Source organism: Paenarthrobacter ilicis (assembly GCF_016907545.1).
In the GTDB taxonomy this organism is placed as follows: domain Bacteria; phylum Actinomycetota; class Actinomycetes; order Actinomycetales; family Micrococcaceae; genus Arthrobacter; species Arthrobacter ilicis.
Genome location: NZ_JAFBCD010000001.1, coordinates 2,546,520 through 2,570,290 on the forward strand (window position 1 = coordinate 2,546,520; position 23,771 = coordinate 2,570,290).

The following is a 23,771-nucleotide window of genomic DNA, read 5'->3' on the forward strand; positions in this document are numbered from 1 at the left end:
ATGGGTCGCGATGCACGTTCCTGGGACGAGTCCGATGTCCGGATCAGGCCCAACAAAAAAGGTTCCAGGCCACGCACCAAGGACCGCCCCAGCCACGATGATGCCGTCATAGGCAGGATCATCACAGTGGACCGTGGGCGGTACAGGGCCGTGGTTGACGAGGACACATCCGACGAGCGGGTCATCATCGCCGCCCGCGCCCGTGAGCTGCGCCGGAATCCGGTGGTTCCCGGAGATTTTGTAGCCCTGGTGGGCGACGTATCCGGCTCCGCAGACACGCTGGCCCGGTTGGTGCGGGTGGAGGAACGTCGCACGCTGCTGCGCCGAAGCGCTGACGATACCGATCCGATCGAACGCGTTGTGGTTGCCAATGCCGATCAACTGGTCATTGTGGTGGCCGCAGCCAACCCTGAACCACGGACGGGATTCATTGACCGGGCCCTGGTGGCAGCCTACGACGCCGGGATTGAACCACTGCTTCTCATCACCAAGGCGGACGTCAAGGACCCCACCGAGTTGCTGGCCAACTACCTGAGCCTGGACTTCCCCGTCATCATCAGCCGGACAGCGAATTCAGAGGCCGGCGGTATTGATGCCCGATCGGACGACGGACTTTCCGCACGATTGGACAGGGACGCCGTGGGCCAGCTTCGCTCACACCTGGGCGGCAAGGTAACGGTCATGCTGGGACACTCCGGCGTGGGCAAATCCACCATGGTCAACGCCCTGACCGGCGCTGAGAGGGCAACCGGAGGCGTCAATGCCGTCACGGGGCGTGGCCGGCACACATCGTCCTCAGCCTTGGCGTTGAAGTTGGCTGATGCTCCCTCCGGAAGCTGGATCATTGACACGCCGGGCATCAGGTCCTTCGGCCTGGCACATGTGGACCCGGACAGGATCCTGCATTCCTTCCCCGATCTGGAGCCTGGCACCGAGACCTGCGAACGCGGATGCAAGCACGACGCCACGGCCATCAATTGCGGCTTGGACTCCTGGGTGGCCGATGGTCATGCGGGCCCCTCAGGTCCGGCCCGGCTGGCGTCCCTCCGCCGCCTGCTCGGAGCCGATCCGCGCCTGGAAGCCAAGGAAGCCAAGGAACTCGGCACCGTCAACTGATGGTTACGGGCCGCACCTCCCCCTGATCCTTGCGTTTCAGGATAGTTTGGTGGCATGACCCAACCCGTTTCCACCTACAACGATGACTTGCGCCTGGCCCACGTCCTGGCCGATTCCGTCGATGCGCAGACCATGGATCGCTTCAAGGCGCTGGATCTGAAGATCGAGACCAAGCCGGACCTGACCCCGGTCACCGACGCTGACAAGGCGGCAGAGGAAGCAATCCGCGGGCAACTGTCCCGCTCCCGTCCCCGTGATGCCGTCCTCGGTGAGGAGTTCGGCAGCAGCGGCCACGGTTCGCGCCGCTGGATCATCGATCCCATAGATGGAACCAAGAACTTTGTGCGCGGCGTGCCGGTATGGGCAACCCTGATCGCACTGGTGGACGAAGGCGAGCCGGTTGTGGGAGTCGTCAGCGCTCCGGCCCTGGGTAAACGTTGGTGGGCCGCCAAGGACATGGGCGCCTATATGGGGCGCTCCCTGGCCTCGGCCACCCGGCTCAGGGTCTCGAATGTGTCCTCCCTGGCGGATGCCTCCATGTCATATTCGAGCCTGTCCGGATGGAAGGAACGCGGCAACCTCGATGAGTTCATAGGGCTCACAGAGGATATCTGGCGTACACGTGCCTACGGCGATTTCTGGTCATACTGCCTGGTTGCGGAGGGAGCAGTCGACATCGCCTGCGAGCCCGAGCTCAACCTCTACGACATGGCGGCGCTGGTTCCCATCGTCACGGAGGCCGGAGGACGCTTCACGTCCCTGGAAGGCGAAGACGGACCCTTCGGGGGCAACGCACTTGCCACGAACTCGATTCTCCACTCAGAGGTCCTCAAGCGGCTCAATCCGGCAGTGGATGACCTCCTCTAAGAGAACCCGGCTTTGGAACCATTACTGAATATTCGACGGCGGTTGGGCCCTTTTCGGCCCTGCCGCCGTTCGTTTATTCGCCAGATCCTTCACATCAGGCCCAACGTAACAATGGGCTTAACATTTACCCCCGGCTTTTGACAGCTCCCGGGAGTGCCCTAATCTTTTTTACAGGTCACGAGTGCCAGCGCTAAACCCCGGTTTGCTGGCCGGCAACCCTCCATTCGCGGTGGGGTGCCCCGGGTGACGACCCGGCCGGTCCGGAACGGATGCGGCAAGCGCGGATTCCCCTTGCGGGCGTCCCTCTTGAATGAGGTCTGATGAGTACTGCCACGATTAAATCCCCGATCCCTTCCGCTGCTGCATTCACCACTGCTGCTGCGCGCCCACTGGCGGCCGTCACAGGCGCCGAGTTGCAGGCGCCACTGATCCAGGGTGGACACGTCCGGTACGCAAACCTGGACTATGGAGCCTCGGCTCCGGCGCTGACCATCGTGTCGGCTTACCTCAACGAGGTCCTCCCCTACTACGCAAGCGTCCACCGTGGTGCTGGATTTGCGTCGCAGATCAGTACATCCGTCTACGAGAACTCCAGGAACATCGTGCGCGAGTTCGTGGGCGGCCGCGCTGATGACGTAGTGATCTTCACCCGCAACACCACTGACTCGTTGAACCTGCTGGCAGGATGCCTCCCCCTGGTGGACGGCGAACCTGCAGGCGACGTCCTCTACCTCGACATTGAGCACCACGCCAACCTTCTCCCCTGGCAGGCTGTGCCCCACAGGAGCGTCGTGGCAGCCAAGACGCTGAAGGAGACGGTAGCCAACCTCCGGGCCGAGCTGGCCCAGGGCGGCGTGAGCCTGCTGGCCGTTACGGGAGCGTCGAACGTCACCGGCGAAATTCTGCCCATCGCGGAGTTGGCCGCCCTGGCGCATCAATACGGCGCCCGGATTGTGGTGGATGCGGCACAGTTGGCGCCACACCGTCGCATCAACATCGCGCAGGCAGACGTGGATTATGTGGTGTTCTCCGGCCACAAGCTGTACGCACCCTTTGGCGCCGGAGTCGTAGTGGGCCGTCCTGACTGGCTCGACGCCGGAACACCCCACTTGGCCGGCGGCGGGGCAGTACGTGAGGCCCGCTTGGATTCGGTGAGCTGGGCCACCGGTCCCGCCCGCCACGAGGGTGGTTCGCCGAACGTTCTTGGCGCAGCAACCCTGGCCCGTGCAACGCAAGTCCTGGCCGCTCTGGACGAAGGAGCATGGCACGCCCACGAAGCCGCCATCCGCAGCTACCTGGTAGCCGGACTGGAAGCCCTGGACGGCGTCACGGTGCACCAGATCTTCAGCGACTCTACGGACACCATTGGCGTTGTTAATTTCTCGGTGGAGGGATTCGACGCCGGTTTGGTGGCCGCTTATCTGGCAGCGGAACATGGAGTGGGCCTTCGCGACGGCCGCTTCTGCGCCCACCCCCTGCTCAAGCGGCTGGGTTTGCCCTCGGGCTCGCTCCGCGCCAGCTTCGGCGTGGGTTCACGGCTGGAGGATGCCTCCAGGCTTCTGGCCGGCATCGAAGCCCTGACAGTGGACGGCCTCGGCTGGGATTACGTGGTGGATGAGGGCCGCTGGGTTCCTGCCAATGATCACCGCAGCTACCCGGACTGGGCACCGAACACTCCGGGAACCGCTGGCGCCGCTCCCTGCACCATCGACTAGGCGCGGGCGATTAAGCTCGGGCGATCAAGCACGTGCGACCAAGCGTGTGCGACCAAGCACGTGCGACCCGGGGTGGAACGGCCGGCACTGCGGTAAATTCGTAGGGTTTGCTTTTACACCCTGCGAAGGAGATCCGCGTGGCCAGCAGTTCACCGAAGGCACCGAAGGGCGTCGGGTCAGTACCCGGCCCGGCTGGGCCCAAGGGCCCGAAGTTGCAGGCTGGCCGCAGGCACGAACTCGGCCGGAGCTTCCAGGATGGCGGCGAGCACTACGACCGTGTCCGGCCGGGGTACCCGGCAGACTCCGTTGACTGGTTGCTCCCTGCCCGGGCCTCATCGGCAGCCGACATCGGCGCCGGCACCGGAAAGTTTACCGCCCTTCTTGTTGAACGCGGATTGACCGTAGCCGCGGTGGACCCTTCGCGGGACATGCTGGAGCAACTGCGCTCGGCGTACCCCGAGGTGGACGCCCGCGAGGGCACGGCCGAGGCAACTGGCCTGACGGACTCAACATTCGACGTCGTCAGCGTTGCCCAAGCCTGGCATTGGTGCGATCCGCTGGCTGCAAGCACTGAACTCTCACGCATCCTGTCCCCTGAAGGTGTCCTGGGGTTGATCTGGAACCAGCTGGACACCTCAATTCCCTGGGTGCACCGGTTGTCCCGGATCATGCACGCCGGTGATGTCCACAAACCTGGCTTCAGGCCGGTTACAGGCCCGGAATTCACCGATCTGGAAAGCCACCATACGCGCTGGGAGGACCGCCTGACACCAGAAGCCATCATGGAACTCACCAAATCACGCAGCTACTACCTCCGCGCGGATCAGGCTACACGCCAGAAGGTGCTGGGAAACCTGGAATGGTACCTGTACGAACACCTGAGACACGCTCCCGGGGACACCGTTCCTTTGCCCTATTTGACGCAAACCTGGCGGGCCCGCAAAGTGGTTCGGACGGCCCCACGGTAGGCTGGTGACGTGAAGACCAGTACGCCCTCCTCCTCGATAGAGGACTACGTCAAGGTCATCTACTCCTTCACGGAGTGGCAGGACAAGCCCATCACCTCCTCCCAGCTTGCCCAGCGGCTGGGTGTAGCGAACTCCTCGGTTTCGGAGATGGTCCGTAAGCTCAAGGACCAAGGCTTGGTCAACCACCAGCCCTACAGCGCCATCCGGCTGACGGAATCAGGGCGGCAGCTTGCCCTCGCCATGGTGCGACGGCACAGGCTCCTGGAAACCTACCTGGTGGAGGAACTCGGATACAGCTGGGACGAGGTCCACGATGAAGCCGAGATGCTGGAGCATGCTGTGTCGGACACCTTCATCGAACGGATGTCTGCCAAGCTCGGCCATCCACTGCGCGACCCCCACGGCGATCCCATTCCCGCGGCGGACGGCACAGTGGATCTCCCGCATGCCTATCAAATGATTGAACTGGACAAGGGACATTCCGGCCGCATCACCAGAATCAGTGACGAGAACCCGGAATTGCTTCGCTACCTGGCCACCGAAGAAATAGCCTTGGACGCTCCGATCGAGATTCTGGGACGCAAGCCCTTCGGTGGTGCCCTGGTGGTGCGTATCGGCAACCCTTCACAGGGCCGGGAGTTCGACCTCGCCGATGAAGTCTCGTCCGCGTTGTGGGTCCAGAGCTCAGGAACCCACCCGGGTTGTGTGCTTCCCGCTTCCTGAACGGACCCGCCGTCGTCAGTTTTGAACCCCAGCGGCAGTCCCGGCCGACGGCGTGGGTTCCCGGGGCGGATTCCTGATCCCCACCATTGAGGCCAGCGCTCCCAGGAAGAACAAGGCCGCCGTGACAAGCAGTGCGTTCCGGAGCCCCGCTCCTGAGAAAACCGGGCCAACAATCACTCCGGCGAAAGCAATGGCAATCAGGCCGGCAATGCGAGCCACGGCATTGTTCACGGCTGATCCTATTCCAGCTTCCTCCGGGGGAACCGCGCCCAGGATCGCTGCGGTGAGAGGCGCAACAAGCGTGGCCAGGCCGATTCCGAAAACGATCTGCCCAGGCAATACCTGGGTCCAGTAGTTCAAGGGTTCGTCCACTGCCAGGGACATCAGGAAGCCTGTCCCGCACAGGAGCGGTCCCACCGTCATGAACCACCGCGGACCATATTTGCCCGCCAGCCCTCCGGAATACGACGCGAGGAGCATGAGGATCACTGTGCTGGGCAGCAAAGCAATGCCGGCGACAGTCGCCCCCATCCCACCTACTTGCTGCAGGTAGATTCCCAAGACAAAGAACCCCAGGGAAATCCCGCCGTAGATGGCCAGGGTGGCCACATTTCCCCAGGCAAAGTTCCGTATGCCAAACAGCTGGAGCGGAAGCATGGGCTGGCGCGTCCGGTTTTCGTGGATCAGGAACAACACCAATGCCGCCACCCCCACGGCCAGCGGCACCCAGACCAGAGCGCTCCCCCACCCCACTCGGCCTTGTTCGATGAATGCAAACACTGGACCGCCCAGGCCCACCATGGCAAGGAGTGCCCCGGGGTAATCGATCCTTTTGCTTCTGTCGCGGGCAGCGTCACTGGACCTGAGGCCCGCAAGCAACGGCCAGATCGCCACCGCGGGGACCACATTGATAAAGAAGATGACCCGCCACGAGAGCATGTCCACGGCGACTCCCCCGATCAGCGGTCCCACGATCGCAGCGGCGCTGGTCCAACCCGACCACTGCCCTATCGCCTTGGACTGGGCGGGACCGGAGAACGCGGAGATGATCATGGCGAGTGAGCTCGGCACCAGGAGTGCGCCGGCGATGCCCTGCAGCGCACGCGAGATCACCAGAACCTCACCGGTCCAGGCCAAACCGCAGAGGACCGACGTCACAGCAAAGCCCGCCAATCCCCATTCAAGGATCCTCGCCCGGCCGAAATGGTCGGACAACGAGCCGGCCACCAGGATCAGGGCGCCCAGCGTGAGGAGGTAAGCGTCCACCACCCATTGCTGGATCACCAAACCCCCGCCCAGTTCCCTGCCGATGGCCGGGAGTGCGAGATTCACCACAAACCCATCCAGGATGGCAATGAACGAGGCCACTATTGCCACCGCCAGCACGCGCTTTTGCAGCGGTGTGCTTGCCGGAAGAGCCGCTCTGTCGGTCATGTGCCCAGCCTACGCCGGGCATGTCCCGTATCGTTGAATGGTGATCAGCAGACGTGACGCCGCATTGGCCTTGGATATTTCGATGGAAATGGCCCAACGCCACGGCATACCTACCCGAATGACGGAATCGGAACTACGGGACCTCCAGGAGAATCCCCCCGCATGGCTGGCGCAATCCCGGGCCAACCGCACCGGCAAGCGCCCTGTTTGGGTACACCTCACCTGCGCGGTATGCAGCTACTCCGAAGCAGTCCGCCCTAAAAAGTGGTGGCCCGATTTCTCGTTCGTGTACTGCGGAACCCACCGGAACAGCGAGCTTCCGGAGCTTTTCCTGGGTGAGGTCCGGAGCGAATACGAAGGCGTTGGCAGCCGGTTCGTTGGTGTGGTTGACGTCCCGGAGCAGCGGAACTGACCTCTTGACCGGTTACGGGCCCTTGGGGGACACCCCGCGTCGGGACACAAAAAAGCCCCCGGATCACATTGATCCGGGGGCTTTTCCAGGTGGAGATGGGGGGAATTGAACCCCCGTCCGATGTCGTGTTGTCAGGGCTTCTCCGGGCGCAGTTTGCGTCGGATTTTCTCGGCCCCAGCCATCCTGCAAACAGGTAGCTGATCCGGGCCCAGTCATCTAAAAGTCCCGTTTACCCCAATGACGAAGGCAAACAGCAGTGGCTATCTAAATGACGCCAGGAACCGGGGCGATAGCAACCCCGGGCTGACGGACTGTCTTACTGCTTAGGCAGCGAGAGCGAAGTCAGTGCGCTTAGATTCGGCACTTATTGGTTTGCAGACAGCGTTTACGAGATAATTCTGCATCCTCGGCCCGCTTCACCTGTCGCGACTAACATCGTCGAAACCGATCATCCCCGTATTTTGTTACCAAACCGACGAAGCCTCACGGCTGCCATCGGATTACTTACTATAGCGCATGCGAGGCACCAATAATTCCCAACCCGCCGGGCACCAGGCCGCCGGATCAGCGACGGTTGCGTTCGCGCAATTCGCGCAATGACTCACGCTTGTCCTGCTGTTCCCGGAGGGTCTGCCGCTTGTCGTAATCCTTCTTACCGCGGGCAATCGCGATCTCTACCTTCGCCCTGCCGTCCAGGAAATACAGTTGCAAGGGCACCACGGTGAATCCCGACTCACGGATCTTCTGCGAGATTTTGTCCAGCTCTTCCCGGTGAAGCAAGAGCTTGCGACGACGACGCGCGGAATGGTTGGTCCAGCTCCCCTGGTTGTACTCGGGGATATGGATGCCCTCCATCCACAACTCGTCGTTGTAGAACGTGCAGAAGCCATCAACCATGGACGCGTGGCCCTCGCGAAGGGACTTCACCTCAGTACCCATGAGGGCGATGCCAGCCTCATAGGTATCCAGCACGAGGTAGTTGTGCCTGGCCTTCCGATTGGTGGCCACTACCTTACGGCCACTTTCCTTGGGCACGTTGGAACTCCTTGTTAGATGCGGATTTGAACCAGTGTACGCCAGCCCGGGGACACCCCGGGACCTAGAGAAGGTTCATGGGATCCACTGCCGCACCGTTCAGCCAGGTCTCAAAGTGGGCGTGGCAGCCCGTTGAGTTGCCGGTACTTCCCGAGTAGGCAATGAGCTGACCGGCGGAGACCCGCTGGCCGTTTGCCACCACGATGCTGCTGTTGTGGTAGTAAATGGTGGTCAGCGAGTTGCCCTGAACCACACCGTGTGAAAGCTTGACGCGCCAGCCGCCGCCGTCGGCTGAGTTCCAGCCTGAGTTGAAGACTTCACCTGCTGCTGCCGCGTAGACGGGAGTACCACACGGTGCACCAAAGTCGATGCCTGTGTGCATGTAACCGCCGGTGCCATAGAAGTCGATGGTTCCGGGCGGCGTCGCGCGCCAGCCGAAACCGGACGTGATGGGGACATAGCTCGCGAACGGGTGCCGCAGCCCAAACGCCGACGGCGACCCAACGGCCGGCGGAACATAAGGCTGCTCCGGGGGCGCAGGTTTGCCCTGTGACGCTGCCGCAGCTGCGGCCGCAGCAGCAGCTTCCGCCGCCAGGCGCCGCTGCTCCGCTTCCCATGCTTCCCTGAGCTTGCGGTCGCGCTCCACAATTTCGGCCGCAACAGTGTTCTGCTCCGACTTCACGCGGGCAAGGTTGGCCTCAATTCCGGGCTTGGCCGCCTGAAGCTGGCTGTTGAGCCTGGTGGTGTCCTCAATCAGTTTGTCGACTTCGGCTTTCTTGCTGGCTGCGTCGTCGCGTGCAGACTTCTCACGTTCGAGGGCTGCGTCTGCCTTCGTCTTGAGGTCCTGTATTTCTTCCTCCACCGCAACAAGCCTGGCCTGCGAGTTGACGTTGGTGGCGTTTTGCTGGGTCAGTTTGGTCATCGCAGCGTTCTGGCTGCGCATGGCCTGGTCAGCGAGGTCCATGGACTCCGTCAGGCTACCGGTTTCACTGGACCCGAAAAGGAGAGCAATGTTGGTGGGCACCCCGCCGGACTTGTAGGCCTGGGAGGCAATCTGGCCAATCAGTTTCTTGGTGTCAGTGATCTTCTGCTTATCACTTTCCAACTGTTCGGTGATCTTGGCCTTGTTCTGCTGGGCAAGCTCCACCCTCGCAGCCAGGGCCTCAACTTCCTTGACGGCACTGGCAACGCGGCCCTGAGCTTCCAGAAGAGCCTGTTGTGCGCCAGGCAGTCGGCCTTGGTAGACCACCAGGTCGCCGGCTGCCTTGGCAATGTTTGCATCCACGAATTCCAGGGAAGCCTGCACGCGCGCGCCCTCGGCCTCCAGGGCAGCCTGCTGGTCTTCAAGGTTGTCAGCCTTGGCTGGCGGAGCGCCGGCGAGAAGGCTTACCGCCAAACCAACCGCCAAGAGTCCGCCGAGCAGGCGGGCTTGGCCGGACGCCAAGCGCCGACGCAGTGAGATCGGGTCCAGCGTGGTCATCAGGAGTCCTTCTTCGCTTGTGCTCTTGCTGTGTGGTGATGCGGAGTGCTCATCGCTAGACCTTCAGGTATCGCCGGAGGGTCAACAGGGATGATATCCCAGCCAGCCCGGCGCCCAAGGCAATGAGTACCGGCGCGATCACCAGGACCTGGGTTGATGAGATGAACGGAGTATTGAGGAATTGGCGGGAAAGATCACCGTTGAGCCAGAAGTGGGCCATGAGCCACAGCGTCACGGAGGCCAGCACAGCCCCCACCACCGCCGCAATCACACCCTCGAGAATGAAGGGCAACTGGATCACAGCCTTGGAGGCCCCCACCAAGCGCATGATGCCCGTTTCCCGCCGTCGGCTGAAGGCTGACAATCTGATGGTGGTAGTGATCAGCAGGACCGCGCAAAAAATCATCACCGCTGCGACACCCACTGCAGCCACCGACGCACCATTCATCCAGGAGAAAATCCGCTCCAGGACCTGGCGCTGGTCGCTGACCGTCTCCACGCCGGGCTGGGACGAGAAGGTCTCGCTGATGATCTGGTATTTCTCCGGGTTCTTCATGTTGATGCGGAAGGACGCCGGCAGCTGGTCCTCCGACACCGAATCAACGATCGGAGAGTTGGAGAACTGTTCTTTGAAGTGGGTATAGGCCTCAGCCTGTGATTCAAACTGGAAGTCGTTGATGTACTGCTTTACGGCCGGGGACTCGAGCATCGCCTGAAGGTTTTCACGCTGTTCCTGGGTGGCAGGACCGGAAGCGCAACCCACCGCCGTCGAGCCGTCGTTGCAGAGGAAGACGGCTACCTGGACTTTGTCGTACCAGTAGCCCTTCATCTGGTTGATCTGCATCTGCAGCATCCCGGCAGCACCCACGAAGGTAAGGGATACGAAAGTCACCAAAACCACGGAAATCACCATGGAGAGATTCCGGCGGAGACCGCTTCCGATCTCGCCGAGGATGAACAAAAGCCTCACAGCTGTGCCCCCTGCGCGCGGTTGAGTTCCTCGCCACTGGCATCTTTCAAGCGCCGCGATTCGCCAACCACCGGAATCATGGACGTGTACAGTGCCTTGGCTTCGTCGCGGATGATCTTCCCGTTCTTGAGTTCAACAACACGTCGCCGCATTTCATTGACGATGTCGTCATCGTGCGTCGCCATCACTACGGTGGTGCCGTTCTGGTTGATCTTGTCCAACACCCCCATGATCCCCATCGAGGTGATGGGATCCAGGTTGCCGGTGGGCTCATCGGCCAGCAGGATTCCGGGACGGTTGACCACCGCACGGGCGATTGCCACACGCTGCTGCTCGCCGCCGGACAGTTCGTGGGGCATGCGGCGCTCTTTGCCTTCAAGGCCCACGGTCTTGAGGACCTCGGGGACCGTTTCGCGGATGATGGACCGGCTCTTGCCGATCACCTGCATGGCAAATGCGACGTTGGCGAAGACGTTCTTCTGCGGAAGAAGCCGGAAGTCCTGGAAGACCACGCCGATCCCCCGGCGCAACTTGGGCACGCGCCAGCTGGAAATGTTGGCCACGTTCTGGCCCGCCACATAGACGGACCCGGAGGAGGCTTTGTCCTCTTTGAGGATCAACCGGAGAAATGTGGATTTGCCGGAGCCCGAAGCACCAACCAGGAAGGTGAACTCACCACGGTTGATCTCAAGGCTCACAGCGTCGAGCGCCGGCCTGGCATTCTGCTCGTAGACCTTGGTGACATTCTCGAATCTGATCATGGCCCTTAGTACCCCGCCGGACATGACAATGTGGCCCAGTCCAACAGCCGGAGCACGGGCTTTCGATTGGGGGAAGTGAGAGCACCGGCTCCTCGACTATACGCACGGAAAGACGAATTACCGGGGCGTTCCGGGGGCGTGTCGCGCGAACCGTGAGCCGGCCCGCCCCGCCATGCGTGAGGTACGGAGACTAGTTAGCGGCGGCGTTCCGGTTGCCGGTTCGCCACCGGATACCGGCATCAATGAAGTCATCAATGTCACCATCCAGCACGGCGGAAGTGTTGCCCACTTCATGTTCTGTCCGCAGGTCCTTGACCATCTGGTACGGATTCAGCACGTAGGAACGCATCTGGTCGCCCCACGAGGCCTTCACATCGCCGGCAAGCGCCTTCTTCTCCGCGTCCTGCTGCTCCTTCTTGACCAGGAGCAGGCGCGACTGAAGCACACGCATAGCGGCAGCACGGTTTTGCAGCTGCGATTTTTCGTTCTGCATGGAGACCACAATGCCCGTAGGGATGTGCGTCAGGCGGACGGCAGAGTCGGTGGTGTTCACGGACTGGCCGCCGGGGCCGGAAGACCGGAAAACATCCACGCGGATCTCGTTGTCCGGTATCTCAATGGAGTCAGTCTGCTCGATGAGGGGAATGACTTCCACGGCTGCGAAGGACGTCTGACGACGGCCCTGGTTGTCAAAGGGGCTGATGCGGACCAGACGGTGGGTGCCGGCCTCAACGCTGAGTGTCCCGAAGGCGTAGGGCGCCTTGACCTCGAACGTCGCAGACTTCAGGCCGGCCTCTTCGGCATACGACGTGTCCATGACCGTGGTGGGATATCCATGACGTTCAGCCCATCGCAGGTACATCCGCATCAGCATCTCTGCGAAGTCCGCAGCATCGACGCCACCGGCTCCTGCCCTGATGGTGACAACCGCTTCGCGTTCGTCGTACTCCCCTGACAGCAGGGTAACCACTTCGAGGTCTGCGAGCGCTTTGCGGATGGATGCGAGTTCCTTGGCAGCCTCCGCCATGGAGGCCTCGTCCCCTTCGTCCTGGCCGAGCTCCACCAGTACTTCCAGATCATCAATCCTGGAAGCCAGCCTGGACAGGCGCTCCACTTCGGCTTGCCGATGGGACAAACGCGAAGTCACCACCTGCGCCGAGGCGGGATCGTCCCAGAGGTCCGGGGCGCCTGCCTGCTCGCTCAACTCCGCGATCTCTGCTTTGAGTGCATCAACATCGGTTACGTTCTCGATGGAGCTGTAAGTGCCGCGAAGAGCGCGGATTTCTGCGGGAAAATCAATGTCAGCCATGGTTGTCCAAGCCTACGCTATCTGTCACACACTCCCGGTGATGCGATGCCGTCCGGGGGGGATTTGGAGTATCCGTTACGGGAGCCGGTTGCCATTCCCCTATTGGATCAAGCGGGCCCTGGCCGTCGATTGTGCCTCCACCACGATGCCTTCGGGCAGGAAGAAGCCTGTCAACGGCGGATGGGCTACTGCGGTGAGAACCACAACTGCCGTACCTCCCGGGCCGCTCCCTGTTCCAGGTGCCACGCTCAAGTGGTCGTGTCCTTGAGCATCCCCTTGTTCCAGGTAAGCCGTGACCGCTGCAAGTACACGCCGATCCTCCAAGGCGGCAGCCGGGGCGGTTCCCCTACCGAGATCCCCCGCTACAAAGGAGTCTGCAGCCGCCAGTGCAGCACCATCTGCCAAGGACAACAGCTTCTTGTGTTCCAAATAGACCGATGAGACTGCCGTTACTGCTGCCACTACAAGGAGGGATAACGCCACGAATCCGATGATGAGCACGGTCAGTTGGCCTTCCTCGCGGGGATCGGACCTCCTCCGGTTCGCGTTCACCGGAAACGCCCGACGAGTTGGGTAGCCGTGGCAGTGACTCTTCCGGCGGTCAACTGCAATTTGTCGCCAAACGGCACCATGGGCAAGGAGACATCCAACCGGACGGCAATTGTGACGCTGGTGCCAGCTGCTGAACAATTTGTCCGGTTGCATGAAACCTCCATGCCCGCCCGCTCCGTGGAGTAGCCGAAATCCGCCAGGGCAATGGCCACCGACTGTTCCGCGGCCACTCGCCCAGCCACAGGGTCACCGCTGTCCACAAAGACCTTGGCTGCCTGGTCAGCTGCCCCGGCCACCGCGAACGATGCTCCCTGCAATTGGCCAATGGTCACAATGAAGTAGATCAACGGGACCATCAACAGCAACGCAAGGAAGATGAACTCCACCATGGCGTTGCCAGATTCTGAACCCCGGCAGCGCGCCATCGTGCCAGTGGGCCCATGGATAACGTATCCCTGCCTTGTCCGTTCGTCAGTCCGGAAGAACCGCATGTCCCCTCACCTCCAACAGACCGCCAGGGCCCAGCAGTCCCACCACGGGCAGCGGCGCCCTGACCGTAACTTCCATTGTCCGCAGGCCCGCCAGCGTCGCCTCGCCCGTGGCCACGTCCTGCGCAAAGTCGTCACTCAGCGCATCGTGAATCAGCTCGACGGTGCGTGCGCGGGCGTCTTCAGGAGTCCTGTCGGCCAGGGAACCGTATCTGGCACCCGAAGCCGCAGCGTCCACCAGGGTGTTCCGCACGTGCAGGATCAAGGTCAACTGCAGTATCGACAACAACAAGAGTGTCAGCAAGGTTCCCACCAGGACGAACTCCACCATGGCTGATCCGCGATCGCCAGGGTGGTCATCTCCGGCCACTCGCAGGTCGGCCCGGGTGGCGGCTATTTGGCCACCTTGTCGATCGCCTGGTTGAACAGGTCCTCCAATGCAGGCGCTGCGATGGCCAGCAACCCGGCCACCAGGACCGCGGACATCAGTGTGATCATGACCCACCCCGGAACATCGCCCCTCTCGCGGTGGTCTGCGTCCACCGGCGAAACGCTTCCGGCTACGGTCAGCAGCCACGAGGTGCAGCGAAGGAGCGCAGCGTGGGTCGATGTGCTCCAGACGGTCATGCTTTTCATGGTGTTCCTTACTGGTTGGTGATGTTCTGGTGATTCAGAGGTTTAATTGGAGTGCCGCCAGCGCCGGAAAGGCTGCGAAGACGACTGTGAGTGGCAGGACGCCGAACACAAGAGGCACCATCATGGCTATTTCCTTGCGCCCGGCCCTTTCCATCAGTTCGCGTTTGGCGGCGTCCCGGACATCGGCCGCCTGCGCCCTAAGAACTTCCGCCAAAGGTGTTCCGCGTTCCACTGCGACCACCAAGCCGTCGAAGAATCTGATAAGTGCCGGCAATTCCGCCCTGGTGGAAAAGGCCTTCAATGATTCCGTCAGGGACTGTCCCGAACGAGTATCGGCAAGGACGATTGCAAACTCGCCGGCGAGCTCGCCCCCGGACGTCCGGGTCACACGGTCCATGGCCGCCACTGCACTTTCCCCGGCCGCGACCGCCAAGGCCATGAGCTCGGCCAAGCTGGGAAATTCAGAAAGCATGCGGGCTTCCCGGCGCTTGATCTGCTGTCCCAAGGCATAGTCCCGCAAGAGGTATCCGCTCAGGGCACTTCCAAGAATTGCCGGCAAGAGCAAAGTCGGGGTGAAGTGCCCGGCGACCGCGCTGATGCCCACCAAGAGGAGCGCGAACACCAGGCCAGCGCCGGCCCACAGGAGTTGCTCAGCCCTGAAGTCCAGCGTGGATTTCCGTGTACCTGCCCGCGCGAGCCTTTTCCGTAAGGCCGCCGATCCGGTGCTGAAGCGTGACAGGTAGGTCACTGCGTCACGGAGCACCGGACGAAGAATGCGTTCCAGCGGACCGAACGGTGTCAGCTGATGGGTTGGAGCGCGCAAAAGCCGGGATTCGAGGCTGCGGGATCTAAGCTGGGGCTCGATTCTCTCCGCCAGGCTGGTGGCACGGAAAAATGGAAGCCGCACCCCGGTCAGCCACAAGCCGATTCCCAGCAGGAGTCCGCAGAGAACAGACAGCGCTGTGGTGGACGTCATCGAAGCATCCGTTCGTCGTCGGGCAGTGCACCGATCCGGAGCATCACCGAGTAGCAGACAACCGAGACCAACAGGCCGCCGAGCAGGATGAACGCCCCGGTAGCGGAGCTGTACGCCGTCATCGCTTCGGGACGCCCGGCCATGACCACAAGGACGATCCAAGGGGCAGCAACGGCAAGCCGGGCGGCATTGATGGTCCATGACTGCCTGGCTTCCAGCTCGCTCCGGGTGCGGGCACTGTCCCTGAGGAACTCAGAAAGCGTCCCCAACATGCGGCCGAGGTCGGAACCACCGACTTCGCGGGTCATCCGCAACGCCTCCACGATGCGGTCTGCCACAGGATCGGCCAGCCGTTCCTTGAGTCGGTTCAGTGCCGGTTCGAAGTGGCCACCAGCCCGATAGTCCGCACCAAAGTCGTGAAACAAATCCCTGAGTTCCTCGGGTCCATTGTGGCCGAGCTGAATCAGTGCCTCGGGCAAGGCGAGACCGGCGCGGATCGCAGACCGCAGGTGGTCCACAACATCGGGCCAAAGGACCCGCATGGCAGCAAGCCGCTTCCGCGCACGCCGGCGGACAACTGCAAGGGGTAACCAGGCACCGAAAACGGCGAAGCAAACCGCTACCGGCAAGGAGGCTGTCAGCACAAGGAAAACAAGAAATGAGCAAAGGCCAGACCCGGCACATGTCGCCAACAGTCCTCCCGCTGACACTTTTTCTATGCCGGCCGAGGCGAGCAACAACTGCAGGCGGCCTGGCCCCTTTGGTTTTGTTGCGGCAGGTTCCTCCCATGCGGCCCACCAGACAAGGAAGAGACCCAGGCCGCCGAGCATCCCGAGCAGCGGCGCCATCAGTCCCACTCCAGGAGCGCTGCCACGTCAAAGCCCGCCTTGGCGAACTTCTCCACGGCCGGCATCGAGTGTGCCCTCGGCTGCAATTGACCGGACACCGTGCCAAAGACGACCGACGACTCGATGATGCCGTTCTCCACGCGTCGTCCCAGCGAGAGAATCTCAGTCACTTGCCGTCGACCCGAAGAATGGCGGCTGCAGTGCACCACCAAATCAATGCAGGAGGCCACCGTGGGAACAACGAAGGTACTCGAAATATTGGCCCCTGCCAGCAGCGGCAAAGTACAGATCTTGGTCACAGCATCATGGGCGGAATTGGCGTGCACTGTACACATACCGGGAAGCCCCGAGTTGAGGGCGATCAACATGTCCAGGCTTTCTGCTTCACGGACCTCGCCCACAACCAACCGGTCGGGGCGCATCCTCAGCGCTTCCTTGACCAGCCGCCGCAGGGGTATCTCCCCTCCACCCTCAAGATTGGCCTGGCGGCATTGGAGTCCCACCACGTCCCGGAGCGGAAGCTGCAACTCAAAGATCTCTTCCACCGTGATGACCCGTTCGCGCGACCCGATGTTGGCGGCGAGGCAGTTAAGCATGGTGGTCTTGCCGGCCTGGGTGGCACCCGAGACCAGGATGTTCAGTCCACTGGCTACAGCTGCACCCAGGAACCTGGCGGCCTGTGGAGTGAGGCTGCCCAGCTCCACCAAGTGCTCAAGCCGGCTTGCCTTGGCTATGAACTTCCGGATGTTGACTGCCCAGTGCTGCCGGGTGATGTCAGGGATTGCCACGTGCAGCCGGGACCCATCCGGCAAGGAAGCGTCCACAAAGGGCGAGGAAAGATCAAGCCTGCGGCCGGAACTCTTGAGCATTCTTTCCACCAGGTCACGCACCTGCTGCCCCGTCAGGCTCAGCGAGGTCAGCTCCGACTCACCGTTCCGCGCCACGAAGACCTCATGTGGGGAGTTGATCCAAATCTCCTCGATCCCGGGATCATCAAGAAGCGGCTGCAGCGGACCGAACCCCGCAACCGCATCAAAGACCTGCTGCCGGACCGTCTCCACCTGGCCAAGTGGGGGCAACGGACCAAGCAGCGCCCGTTCGTCGTAGTCAGTGATGGCTGCATCAACCAAGCGGCGCACGTCAGCCGGCTGTTGTGCCGGGTCAAGGCCACGGCGCCGGATGAGCTCACGAACCTCACCTTCGACGATTCTTACAGCTTCCATGCGCTCCCCAATGGTCAGGTGTTCTGCTAAATGAGAGGGGCATCTCGAGTCACCAACGCTAGGCCAGCCCGGAGACGCCCTCAAGTCGCTGACAACCGCCTGTGGATAACAGCGAATCATTCGTCACGTCCGTAACACCTGACCCTCTGGTCACCCCTGTATCGGAGTGTTAAGATATCCCCGTTAGGAGCTGGCCTTTGGTCCCATGCGCAAGCGCCCGCCCCGGAGCTTGTCCGCAAGCCACCCATGCGCCGCTGAACCGCGGTGCAGGGCCGGAATGGAAATGACAAGATATTTCTCAGACTCGCCGCGACGGACATCTTTGGCGAGGGCAGGTACAGCACTGACCATCGCCCTGGTGGCTGCGGGATGTTTCGGTTCTCCGGCCCAGGCAGTTCAGCGCGCGCCGCAACCGGCTCCTTCGGGTGCGTCCCAACCAGCGCCTCAGCCGGCGCCTCAACCCGCTCCATCCGGAGCCGCCCAAGCCACGCCAGGTGCCGCCGTCGAGCCTCCGCAGCAGATCCTGCCGGAACCCGCAGCCCAATCCCTGGGCGGGTCCGCCAGTGCTGCCCGCAACGCGATGGTGACGCCGGGAACCGGGCAGGGCGCCGCAACGATGAACGAACAGATGCGCGCTGCCATACCCGCCGGAGGAGCCGAAATGGGTCAGCGCTCGCCCCGGGTCACGGCGGATGCAGCGCCGGCGGCAAATCCGTCGGCACGCGATGCACGGACCCTGGACGATTCGGCAGTTCAGCCCATGGCAGCCGACACCGGCCACTGGAGGCCCGGCATCGGAGTGGCAGGGCAGGACGTGAGCGCCCACCAGGGCAACGTCAATTGGCAGAGCCAATGGAACCAGGGCTCCCGCTGGGCGTACGTCAAGGCCACCGAGGGTAACTATTACCTCAACGAGAATTACACCCAGCAGTACAACGGCTCAAGGAATGTGGGGATGGTCCGGGGCGCCTACCACTTTGCCATCCCCAACTGGTCCTCCGGCGCTGATCAGGCGAGGTACTTCGTCGCCAATGGCGGCGGCTGGAGTGCAGATGGCTACACACTTCCCCCTGTCCTGGATATCGAGTACAACCCCTATGCCGGTCGCACCATCAACGGCTTCTACTTCGGCAACACCTGCTATGACATGTCCAAAGCACAATTGGGCCAATGGGCGGCCGACTTCGGGAACACCGTCAAAGCCTTGACCGGCCGCTTCCCGGTGATCTACTCAACTACCGACTGGTGGAACACGTGCGTGGGGAACAGCACCTTCGGCAGTTATCCCCTGTGGATCGCCTCTTACTGGAACAATCCCACCAACTCACCGGGCTCGCTGCCCGCCAGTTGGGGCGGCTACACCATGTGGCAATACAGCAGCACGGGACCCTTTGAAGGTGATTCAAATATCTTCAACGGAAGCTATGACGATCTGAGGACGTTCGCCCGCGGTGCAGCCAACCCGTCCAATCCGGCGGTGAAATCAGCGGCCGACATCCTGACCACGGATTCGAACGGGCAACTGGATGCCTTCCCTGCAGGTGGAAACGGCAGGATCACCGGGCCAGTGAGAATCGGATCAGGATGGTCCGGCGCCAAGTCACTGTTCGTGGTCGACTGGAACCAGGACGGCGTCCAGGACATCCTTGCTCAATGGAATGACGGGACGTTGAAGGTCTTCCGCGGCGCCCCGGGGGGAGGCTTCTACGCTCCGATCCAAGTAGGCTCCGGCTGGCAGGAAATGTCGCTGACCGTGGGCTGGTGGGATTACCGGGACGGCTACCCGGGCGTGGTTGGCCAGGACTCGCAGGGCAACCTGTACCGCTACCCCAACAGCAGTGGAGGCGGACTCGGGAACGGCACCCAAATCGGGTCCGGTTTCAGCGGCCACCAGTTGAACCAGATCGACTTCGACGGCGACGGCAACCAGGACATCGTCTCGCGGACGGCAGACGGCACCCTTCGGCTGTTCCGATCCAACGGCGTCGGGAGCTTCTTCAACGAGCCCGGACGCGTGATCGGCTCCGGTTGGGCCGGAATGACCGCGGTGAGTTCCTCCACGAACTTTGCTGGCGCAGATTCGCAGGGCCTTCATGCCCGGACGGCCAATGGCGATCTGTACTACTACCCCGCTTACTCCGGTAACTGGGGCGACCGCAGCCTCATTGGCTTGGGATGGAACGACGCTGCCCTCATCAGCGGGGCCGCCCTGGACGTCGATTCCACCCTCGGGATCGACTCGGATGACCTGTTGGCGGTCCGCCCCGATGCCAATCTTTACAGATACCCCGGCACCGGTGCCACTGCCCTGTCATCCCAGGAGTTGGTGGGAACCGGCTGGGGTGGACTCACAGCCGGCTATGTGACCGACTGGAACGGCGACGGCAACCTGGACATTGTTGCCCAGTGGTCCGATGGCCGGTTGAACGTCTACCCCGGCAAGAGCGGCAAGGGCTTTGGGACACCCATCTCCCTGGGCAACAACTGGAAGGGGTGGACGCTGACTGTGGGCACGTGGAAGAAAGCCGATGCCTACCCAGGGATTGTGGGCTACGACTCCACGGGCCGGTTGTATTACTTCAACAATCCCTCGGGAAAGACCGTCTCCAATGGGGTGTCCATCGGCACAGGATGGACAGGGATGGACATCGTCCAGATGGACTTTGACAAGGATTCCAATCCGGACCTGCTGGCCAAGACCAGCACCGGTGATCTGAAGTTGTACCGCTCCAACGGGACCGGTAACTTCCTGGCGGGCGCAACCGTGGAAGGCACCGGCTGGAACATCATTTCCAGCTTCAGCGCAGTCCGGGACTTCGCCGGAGCAGGCTCCACCGGCATCATTGCCCGCACCATCATCGGCGAGCTAAGGTACTACCCCATCGGCGCGAACAAGACCTGGGGGACGGCAACCCGGATCGGTTCAGGCTGGAACGGGCTCACCATCCTGGCTCCTGCGGCTCCGTAGCAGCAGCTTCCGAACAATAACAAAAGGGTCAGCCAACGGGAGTTGGCTGACCCTTTTGTTTGTGCCTGGATTATGCCAACAGTGTATTCATGGCATTGATGAGGGTGGTTTCCACGCCATTGGTTCCCGCCTTGAAATGCGCAATGTGTCCGTAGACCGTCATGGAGCCTCCGGCAATTCCCGGGAAGTCAGGTTCCCAGCCGCCCTCATAACTGCCCAAAGGCATGGATGGGGCAAAGAATTCGTTGCTGGGAATGTAGCAGCAGGATTCATTGGCATATCCACCAACAATGATTCCGTTGGTACCGCCATTGCGGTTCCTGAAGTAAGCGGCGTAACCGCTGACCAATTCCCCGCCGATCATGGCGATCTTGAGCTGCGGGCTGCCGTTGAACTTCCACACCTGGAACGGAGACGGAACGGACGTGGCCACGGAGTTGCTGTCGATGCGCCCGATCATCACCTGGGCATGGCGCTGGTACCACTGCGGTTGGCCGTTGGGGTTCGCCAGCCGGGCAACGTACGCCGCGCGCACGGAGGCGAGGTTTCCCGCCGTCGGAGTGATGTCCAACGGAAGCTGGACTTCCTGGTAGCGGGTGACCAGCGGACCGCTGAGCGCGCGGCCAGCGGACTGCATGTTGTTGTTGACCGTGGCTCCCAGTGCATCGCCGTGCTGATCGCGGAGTTCCCAGCTCCTGACTCCACCAGGATCCTGGTCGCCAGCGGGCCCTTGGATGAACATGGCAAAGCAATTCGCATTGCGGTTCTCGATGTAATTGCACGCTCCTGCCGCGAAATCTCCGTCGAAGAGCGTGCGCAAGCCTGCGCTGATGGGGTGGCAACCGTAGCTGAAAATCACTGCGGCGGGGGTACCGTTTGACCGGCGTGCCACCAGGATGGGAACTGCGGTCTCCGTGTAGGGAAGGCCCACCCTGTTGGCTGAGAAGTTCTGGCTGGAGACCTTGTAGTCGAACGTCACCGCGGTCTCGTCTGCATCAAGGGCGGACTGGGCCAGATCCACAATGGTGTCTTCCAAGTCGGCGCTGTAGGAGCGGACCAGCCCGAGATCAGCCAGTCCATAGGCCATGAAAGGGTGCAAAGTATCGATCAAGGCTGGCCCGTTGTGGGTGTGCGTTGCCTGGATCAGGATGTCGCTGCTGGACCAACCGGCCAGGGCAATGATCCTGTCCCGGATCCTCTGGTGCATGGCCCGCGGCAATGCCAGGACATCCAGGCTGATGATGATGTGGGGGCTGGCATCTTCCCAGATCAGGATGGCCCGGGCGTACAGGGGTTCAAACGGTGAACTGCTGGTGGCCTCGCGTCCACCATCCGTGGAACCGTATCCGGCCATATACGGATTGGTGCTTAGCGACGGCGTTATATCAGCGCTTGCCGTTCCAATTCGAAACGCCATTAGAGATCACTCCTCGATTGTGCGCAACGGGTGATCGTCCTTTGCTCCAGCAAAGTCAGCTTCCCGAAAACGTTGAAATACCAAGACGCGGGACCATCTTCATTACACCATGTGGACCCGCAAAGATGTGTGGATAAAAGACCTTTTAGTGGACGGTGGTTCACTTGGGCGAAGCGGTCTTTAGCCAGCGCGTGAAAAGCGCGGCTTGCGGGGCCAATGGCGCCAGCGTCAAGGCGCCTTTCACCACGGGAACTCCGTAGGCAGCCAAGGAAGCAGCGAGCGTTCTGTGATCTGTGCGCGTGCAGGCCCTCACGATCCGGAGGCACAGCTCTGCAGCCTGTCCGGGAGGAGCGCCCGCTGCAACTGCGGCGTTGACGGCAGCAGCTTCCTCGGGGGTCAATACAAGCGGTCCAGTGCCAACATAGGCCACCTGGCAGTCGGCGATGTACATGTAGCGCGTTGACGCCCATACCTCGTCAAGGCTGGAAAACTTGCCGATCAGACTGCCATCGGCAGCCGTGCAAGTAAACTGATACCGGATTTTGGGCTCTGGCCGCTCCACAGCCACTTTGTTGTCTTTGGTGACAACAGGGGCCATTTGCAAAGCCGAGGTTTGGGACGTGTCTGTTTTGGTTCCTGAACAGCCGGCCAAGGCAATAGATGCCACACCGAGTTGAAGAACACTGCGCCTGCGCATGTTCACCGAGGGATCCCCACTTCATTCGGATGCTCCCCAGCTCCGCATGCATTGGTTATTCGCCCCAAGCCGTTTCCGGCTGCGTCTTAGTACATCTTGCCCTAAATCCTCAATTTGTCACTACATTTCTTTTTCCGGCGCCGAAAGACCGTCATGGAACCCGCCCGGGGCGGAGCCCTACTGTCCGGCTCCGGTCCTGGTGCCGTCCGCCCATTCAGCAATGATCCTGGCCTGCGGGGCATCCGGACAGAAGGCAGCCGCGGCAGTCAACGTTTCGCGGGCCGCTTCCTTGAAACCACCTGGCCCGGTTTCATCGCTGATCCTGGTGCAGAGGCGCATCACGTCCAGCATGGCAGCGAGGCCTTGTTCCGGAGTCGCGGCGTCAGGTGCCGCCGTCGTAATCGCCTGCTTTTCGGCGGGAGTCGGTTCAAAAGGCTGGTCGCCCTGGAAGCTGACGTCACAGGAAGCCATGCGGGTGTAGTTGGTGGCGGCCCACACTTCGGCCAGGCTGGACAGCTGGACTTCCGGTGATGCGTCCAGGCTGGTGCAAAGGTAGGCGTACCGGCCGGGTTCGTCAGCACCGGACAGCTCCCGGTCCGCAGCCGGGCCCTGCGTGGGCAGTGCCGGCCCGCTCGGTGTGACCGGTTGGGACGTGATGTCCGACGGCGGCTGGCTGGCCGACGCTGTGCTGCCCACGCTTGGTTGCGGGGTGGGGCCGGCTGTTGTTGGCTGCGGAGAGGGTGCCGTGCACCCGACCAAAAGCATCACCAGCGGTACTGCCATTGCCCACGATTTGCGCATTCGAACCTCCACCACCATCGTGCGGGGCCGGCACAGAACGGTCAAGCGTGTTGCCGCGTCATATACCGGCCACAGCGCAGTTTTATGGGAACCACTAGTGACAAATCCGGGAATTGGTGGAAGATGTACTAAGACGCAGCCGGAAACGGCGTGGGGCGAATAACCAATGCATGCGGAGCTGGGGAGCATCCGAATGAAGTGGGGATCCCTCGGTGGACACGCGCAATCGCAGTGTTCTTCAGCTTGGTTTGGCATGTCTTGCCTTCGCCGGTCGCTCAAGAACCTTTCATCCAAACTCCCGAAAAACCGTCCGCAGTGGAGCGGGTGACGGGCGGCAACGCCACAAGGTCACAGCGGTTCTGGCCACGGCCAGTC

Annotated in this window: 23 protein-coding genes, 1 other RNA gene and 1 riboswitch; of the genes, 7 read left to right on the top strand and 17 right to left on the bottom strand. The window is 61.9% G+C overall.

Features of this window, described 5'->3' with window-relative positions; genetic code table 11:
- From rsgA to JOE60_RS11650, 5 genes are all read left to right on the top strand, one after another.
- Entirely contained in the window at positions 1-1,116 is a 1,116-nt protein-coding gene (gene rsgA, locus JOE60_RS11630; RefSeq protein WP_167263070.1) for a ribosome small subunit-dependent GTPase A, read from the top strand.
- A gap of 54 nt (positions 1,117-1,170) precedes the next feature.
- Positions 1,171-1,983, top strand: a complete 813-nt coding sequence (gene hisN / locus JOE60_RS11635; protein ID WP_167263072.1) for a histidinol-phosphatase — start codon at positions 1,171-1,173, stop codon at positions 1,981-1,983.
- Positions 1,984-2,156: 173 nt separating this feature from the next.
- Positions 2,157-2,270: riboswitch (SAM riboswitch) on the top strand.
- A 33-nt stretch (positions 2,271-2,303) separates the two neighbouring features.
- Complete coding sequence (locus JOE60_RS11640) at positions 2,304-3,698, top strand: aminotransferase class V-fold PLP-dependent enzyme (protein ID WP_167263074.1); 1,395 nt, start codon at positions 2,304-2,306, stop codon at positions 3,696-3,698.
- Between the two features lie 137 nt (positions 3,699-3,835).
- Complete coding sequence (locus tag JOE60_RS11645) at positions 3,836-4,666, top strand: class I SAM-dependent methyltransferase (RefSeq protein ID WP_167263076.1); 831 nt, start codon at positions 3,836-3,838, stop codon at positions 4,664-4,666.
- Positions 4,667-4,675: 9 nt separating this feature from the next.
- Positions 4,676-5,389, top strand: a complete 714-nt coding sequence (locus tag JOE60_RS11650; RefSeq protein WP_167263078.1) for a metal-dependent transcriptional regulator — start codon at positions 4,676-4,678, stop codon at positions 5,387-5,389.
- A 15-nt stretch (positions 5,390-5,404) separates the two neighbouring features.
- On the opposite strand, the gene JOE60_RS11655 is transcribed toward JOE60_RS11650, so the two are convergent.
- Complete coding sequence (locus JOE60_RS11655; protein WP_167263080.1) at positions 5,405-6,823, bottom strand: MFS transporter; 1,419 nt, start codon at positions 6,821-6,823, stop codon at positions 5,405-5,407.
- 37 nt (positions 6,824-6,860) lie between these two features.
- Between JOE60_RS11655 and JOE60_RS11660 the strand changes: the two genes are divergently transcribed.
- Positions 6,861-7,235, top strand: a complete 375-nt coding sequence (locus JOE60_RS11660) for a hypothetical protein (RefSeq protein WP_239528854.1) — start codon at positions 6,861-6,863, stop codon at positions 7,233-7,235.
- Positions 7,236-7,322: 87 nt separating this feature from the next.
- Here the strand turns inward: JOE60_RS11660 and ssrA are convergent.
- The 13 genes from ssrA to JOE60_RS11725 form a co-directional block, all read right to left on the bottom strand.
- Positions 7,323-7,691: a transfer-messenger RNA gene (gene ssrA / locus JOE60_RS11665) on the bottom strand.
- A 108-nt stretch (positions 7,692-7,799) separates the two neighbouring features.
- Complete coding sequence (gene smpB, locus JOE60_RS11670; protein ID WP_167263082.1) at positions 7,800-8,270, bottom strand: SsrA-binding protein SmpB; 471 nt, start codon at positions 8,268-8,270, stop codon at positions 7,800-7,802.
- Positions 8,271-8,334: 64 nt separating this feature from the next.
- Entirely contained in the window at positions 8,335-9,750 is a 1,416-nt protein-coding gene (locus JOE60_RS11675) for a M23 family metallopeptidase (RefSeq protein WP_167263084.1), read from the bottom strand.
- 55 nt (positions 9,751-9,805) lie between these two features.
- The gene (gene ftsX, locus JOE60_RS11680; protein WP_167263086.1) at positions 9,806-10,720 is read right to left on the bottom strand and encodes a permease-like cell division protein FtsX; all 915 of its coding nucleotides are present in this window, start codon (positions 10,718-10,720) and stop codon (positions 9,806-9,808) included.
- On the bottom strand, positions 10,717-11,481 hold the full coding sequence (ftsE, locus tag JOE60_RS11685; protein WP_167263088.1) for a cell division ATP-binding protein FtsE: 765 nt from the start codon (positions 11,479-11,481) through the stop codon (positions 10,717-10,719). The genes ftsX and ftsE overlap by 4 nt, the downstream gene beginning before the upstream one ends.
- 190 nt (positions 11,482-11,671) lie before the next feature.
- Positions 11,672-12,790: a peptide chain release factor 2 gene (prfB, locus tag JOE60_RS11690; RefSeq protein ID WP_167263090.1), complete on the bottom strand. Its 1,119-nt coding sequence runs from the start codon at positions 12,788-12,790 to the stop codon at positions 11,672-11,674.
- A gap of 99 nt (positions 12,791-12,889) precedes the next feature.
- Positions 12,890-13,342 carry a pilus assembly protein TadG-related protein gene (locus JOE60_RS11695; RefSeq protein WP_314323462.1) on the bottom strand — a complete coding sequence of 151 codons (453 nt, stop codon included), beginning with the start codon at positions 13,340-13,342 and terminating at the stop codon, positions 12,890-12,892.
- On the bottom strand, positions 13,339-13,731 hold the full coding sequence (locus JOE60_RS11700; protein WP_167263092.1) for a hypothetical protein: 393 nt from the start codon (positions 13,729-13,731) through the stop codon (positions 13,339-13,341). Before JOE60_RS11700 ends, JOE60_RS11695 begins: the two co-directional genes overlap by 4 nt.
- Before the next feature lie 82 nt (positions 13,732-13,813).
- Positions 13,814-14,161, bottom strand: a complete 348-nt coding sequence (locus JOE60_RS11705; protein ID WP_167263094.1) for a TadE/TadG family type IV pilus assembly protein — start codon at positions 14,159-14,161, stop codon at positions 13,814-13,816.
- Positions 14,162-14,223: 62 nt separating this feature from the next.
- Positions 14,224-14,466, bottom strand: coding sequence for a hypothetical protein (locus tag JOE60_RS11710; RefSeq protein WP_167263096.1), 243 nt, complete (start codon positions 14,464-14,466; stop codon positions 14,224-14,226).
- 34 nt (positions 14,467-14,500) lie between these two features.
- Positions 14,501-15,442 carry a type II secretion system F family protein gene (locus JOE60_RS11715; RefSeq protein ID WP_167263098.1) on the bottom strand — a complete coding sequence of 314 codons (942 nt, stop codon included), beginning with the start codon at positions 15,440-15,442 and terminating at the stop codon, positions 14,501-14,503.
- Positions 15,439-16,290 (bottom strand): type II secretion system F family protein, encoded by an 852-nt coding sequence (locus tag JOE60_RS11720; RefSeq protein ID WP_167263100.1) that lies wholly within the window; start codon positions 16,288-16,290, stop codon positions 15,439-15,441. The genes JOE60_RS11715 and JOE60_RS11720 overlap by 4 nt, the downstream gene beginning before the upstream one ends.
- On the bottom strand, positions 16,290-17,513 hold the full coding sequence (locus JOE60_RS11725) for a TadA family conjugal transfer-associated ATPase (RefSeq protein WP_167263102.1): 1,224 nt from the start codon (positions 17,511-17,513) through the stop codon (positions 16,290-16,292). The genes JOE60_RS11720 and JOE60_RS11725 overlap by 1 nt, the downstream gene beginning before the upstream one ends.
- Positions 17,514-17,796: 283 nt before the next feature.
- Between JOE60_RS11725 and JOE60_RS11730 the strand changes: the two genes are divergently transcribed.
- A complete protein-coding gene (locus tag JOE60_RS11730; RefSeq protein ID WP_167263104.1) occupies positions 17,797-20,481 on the top strand; it encodes a GH25 family lysozyme in 2,685 nt (894 codons plus the stop codon).
- A gap of 70 nt (positions 20,482-20,551) precedes the next feature.
- Here the strand turns inward: JOE60_RS11730 and JOE60_RS11735 are convergent, their stop codons facing one another.
- The 3 genes from JOE60_RS11735 to JOE60_RS11745 all read right to left on the bottom strand — a co-directional run bounded on the left by JOE60_RS11735 (position 20,552) and on the right by JOE60_RS11745 (position 23,396).
- Complete coding sequence (locus JOE60_RS11735) at positions 20,552-21,898, bottom strand: hypothetical protein (protein ID WP_167263106.1); 1,347 nt, start codon at positions 21,896-21,898, stop codon at positions 20,552-20,554.
- A 160-nt stretch (positions 21,899-22,058) separates the two neighbouring features.
- Positions 22,059-22,496, bottom strand: a complete 438-nt coding sequence (locus JOE60_RS11740; protein WP_167263108.1) for a hypothetical protein — start codon at positions 22,494-22,496, stop codon at positions 22,059-22,061.
- Positions 22,497-22,772: 276 nt separating this feature from the next.
- Positions 22,773-23,396 carry a hypothetical protein gene (locus tag JOE60_RS11745; RefSeq protein WP_167263110.1) on the bottom strand — a complete coding sequence of 208 codons (624 nt, stop codon included), beginning with the start codon at positions 23,394-23,396 and terminating at the stop codon, positions 22,773-22,775.
- Positions 23,397-23,771 lie beyond the last annotated feature (375 nt).

Bases quoted from the DNA above. Each gene is read 5' to 3' on its own strand.
- rsgA (WP_167263070.1), top strand. From the start codon at position 1: ATGGGTCGCGATGCACGTTCCTGGGACGAGTCCGATGTCCGGATCAGG.
- hisN (WP_167263072.1), top strand. From the start codon at position 1,171: ATGACCCAACCCGTTTCCACCTACAACGATGACTTGCGCCTGGCCCAC.
- JOE60_RS11640 (WP_167263074.1), top strand. From the start codon at position 2,304: ATGAGTACTGCCACGATTAAATCCCCGATCCCTTCCGCTGCTGCATTC.
- JOE60_RS11655 (WP_167263080.1), bottom strand. From the start codon at position 6,823: ATGACCGACAGAGCGGCTCTTCCGGCAAGCACACCGCTGCAAAAGCGC.
- JOE60_RS11660 (WP_239528854.1), top strand. From the start codon at position 6,861: ATGGTGATCAGCAGACGTGACGCCGCATTGGCCTTGGATATTTCGATG.
- JOE60_RS11675 (WP_167263084.1), bottom strand. From the start codon at position 9,750: ATGACCACGCTGGACCCGATCTCACTGCGTCGGCGCTTGGCGTCCGGC.
- ftsE (WP_167263088.1), bottom strand. From the start codon at position 11,481: ATGATCAGATTCGAGAATGTCACCAAGGTCTACGAGCAGAATGCCAGG.
- prfB (WP_167263090.1), bottom strand. From the start codon at position 12,790: ATGGCTGACATTGATTTTCCCGCAGAAATCCGCGCTCTTCGCGGCACT.
- JOE60_RS11700 (WP_167263092.1), bottom strand. From the start codon at position 13,731: ATGGTGGAGTTCATCTTCCTTGCGTTGCTGTTGATGGTCCCGTTGATC.
- JOE60_RS11705 (WP_167263094.1), bottom strand. From the start codon at position 14,161: ATGGTGGAGTTCGTCCTGGTGGGAACCTTGCTGACACTCTTGTTGTTG.
- JOE60_RS11710 (WP_167263096.1), bottom strand. From the start codon at position 14,466: ATGAAAAGCATGACCGTCTGGAGCACATCGACCCACGCTGCGCTCCTT.
- JOE60_RS11715 (WP_167263098.1), bottom strand. From the start codon at position 15,442: ATGACGTCCACCACAGCGCTGTCTGTTCTCTGCGGACTCCTGCTGGGA.
- JOE60_RS11720 (WP_167263100.1), bottom strand. From the start codon at position 16,290: ATGGCGCCGCTGCTCGGGATGCTCGGCGGCCTGGGTCTCTTCCTTGTC.
- JOE60_RS11725 (WP_167263102.1), bottom strand. From the start codon at position 17,513: ATGGAAGCTGTAAGAATCGTCGAAGGTGAGGTTCGTGAGCTCATCCGG.
- JOE60_RS11730 (WP_167263104.1), top strand. From the start codon at position 17,797: ATGACAAGATATTTCTCAGACTCGCCGCGACGGACATCTTTGGCGAGG.
- JOE60_RS11735 (WP_167263106.1), bottom strand. From the start codon at position 21,898: ATGGCGTTTCGAATTGGAACGGCAAGCGCTGATATAACGCCGTCGCTA.
- JOE60_RS11740 (WP_167263108.1), bottom strand. From the start codon at position 22,496: ATGGCCCCTGTTGTCACCAAAGACAACAAAGTGGCTGTGGAGCGGCCA.
- JOE60_RS11745 (WP_167263110.1), bottom strand. From the start codon at position 23,396: ATGCGCAAATCGTGGGCAATGGCAGTACCGCTGGTGATGCTTTTGGTC.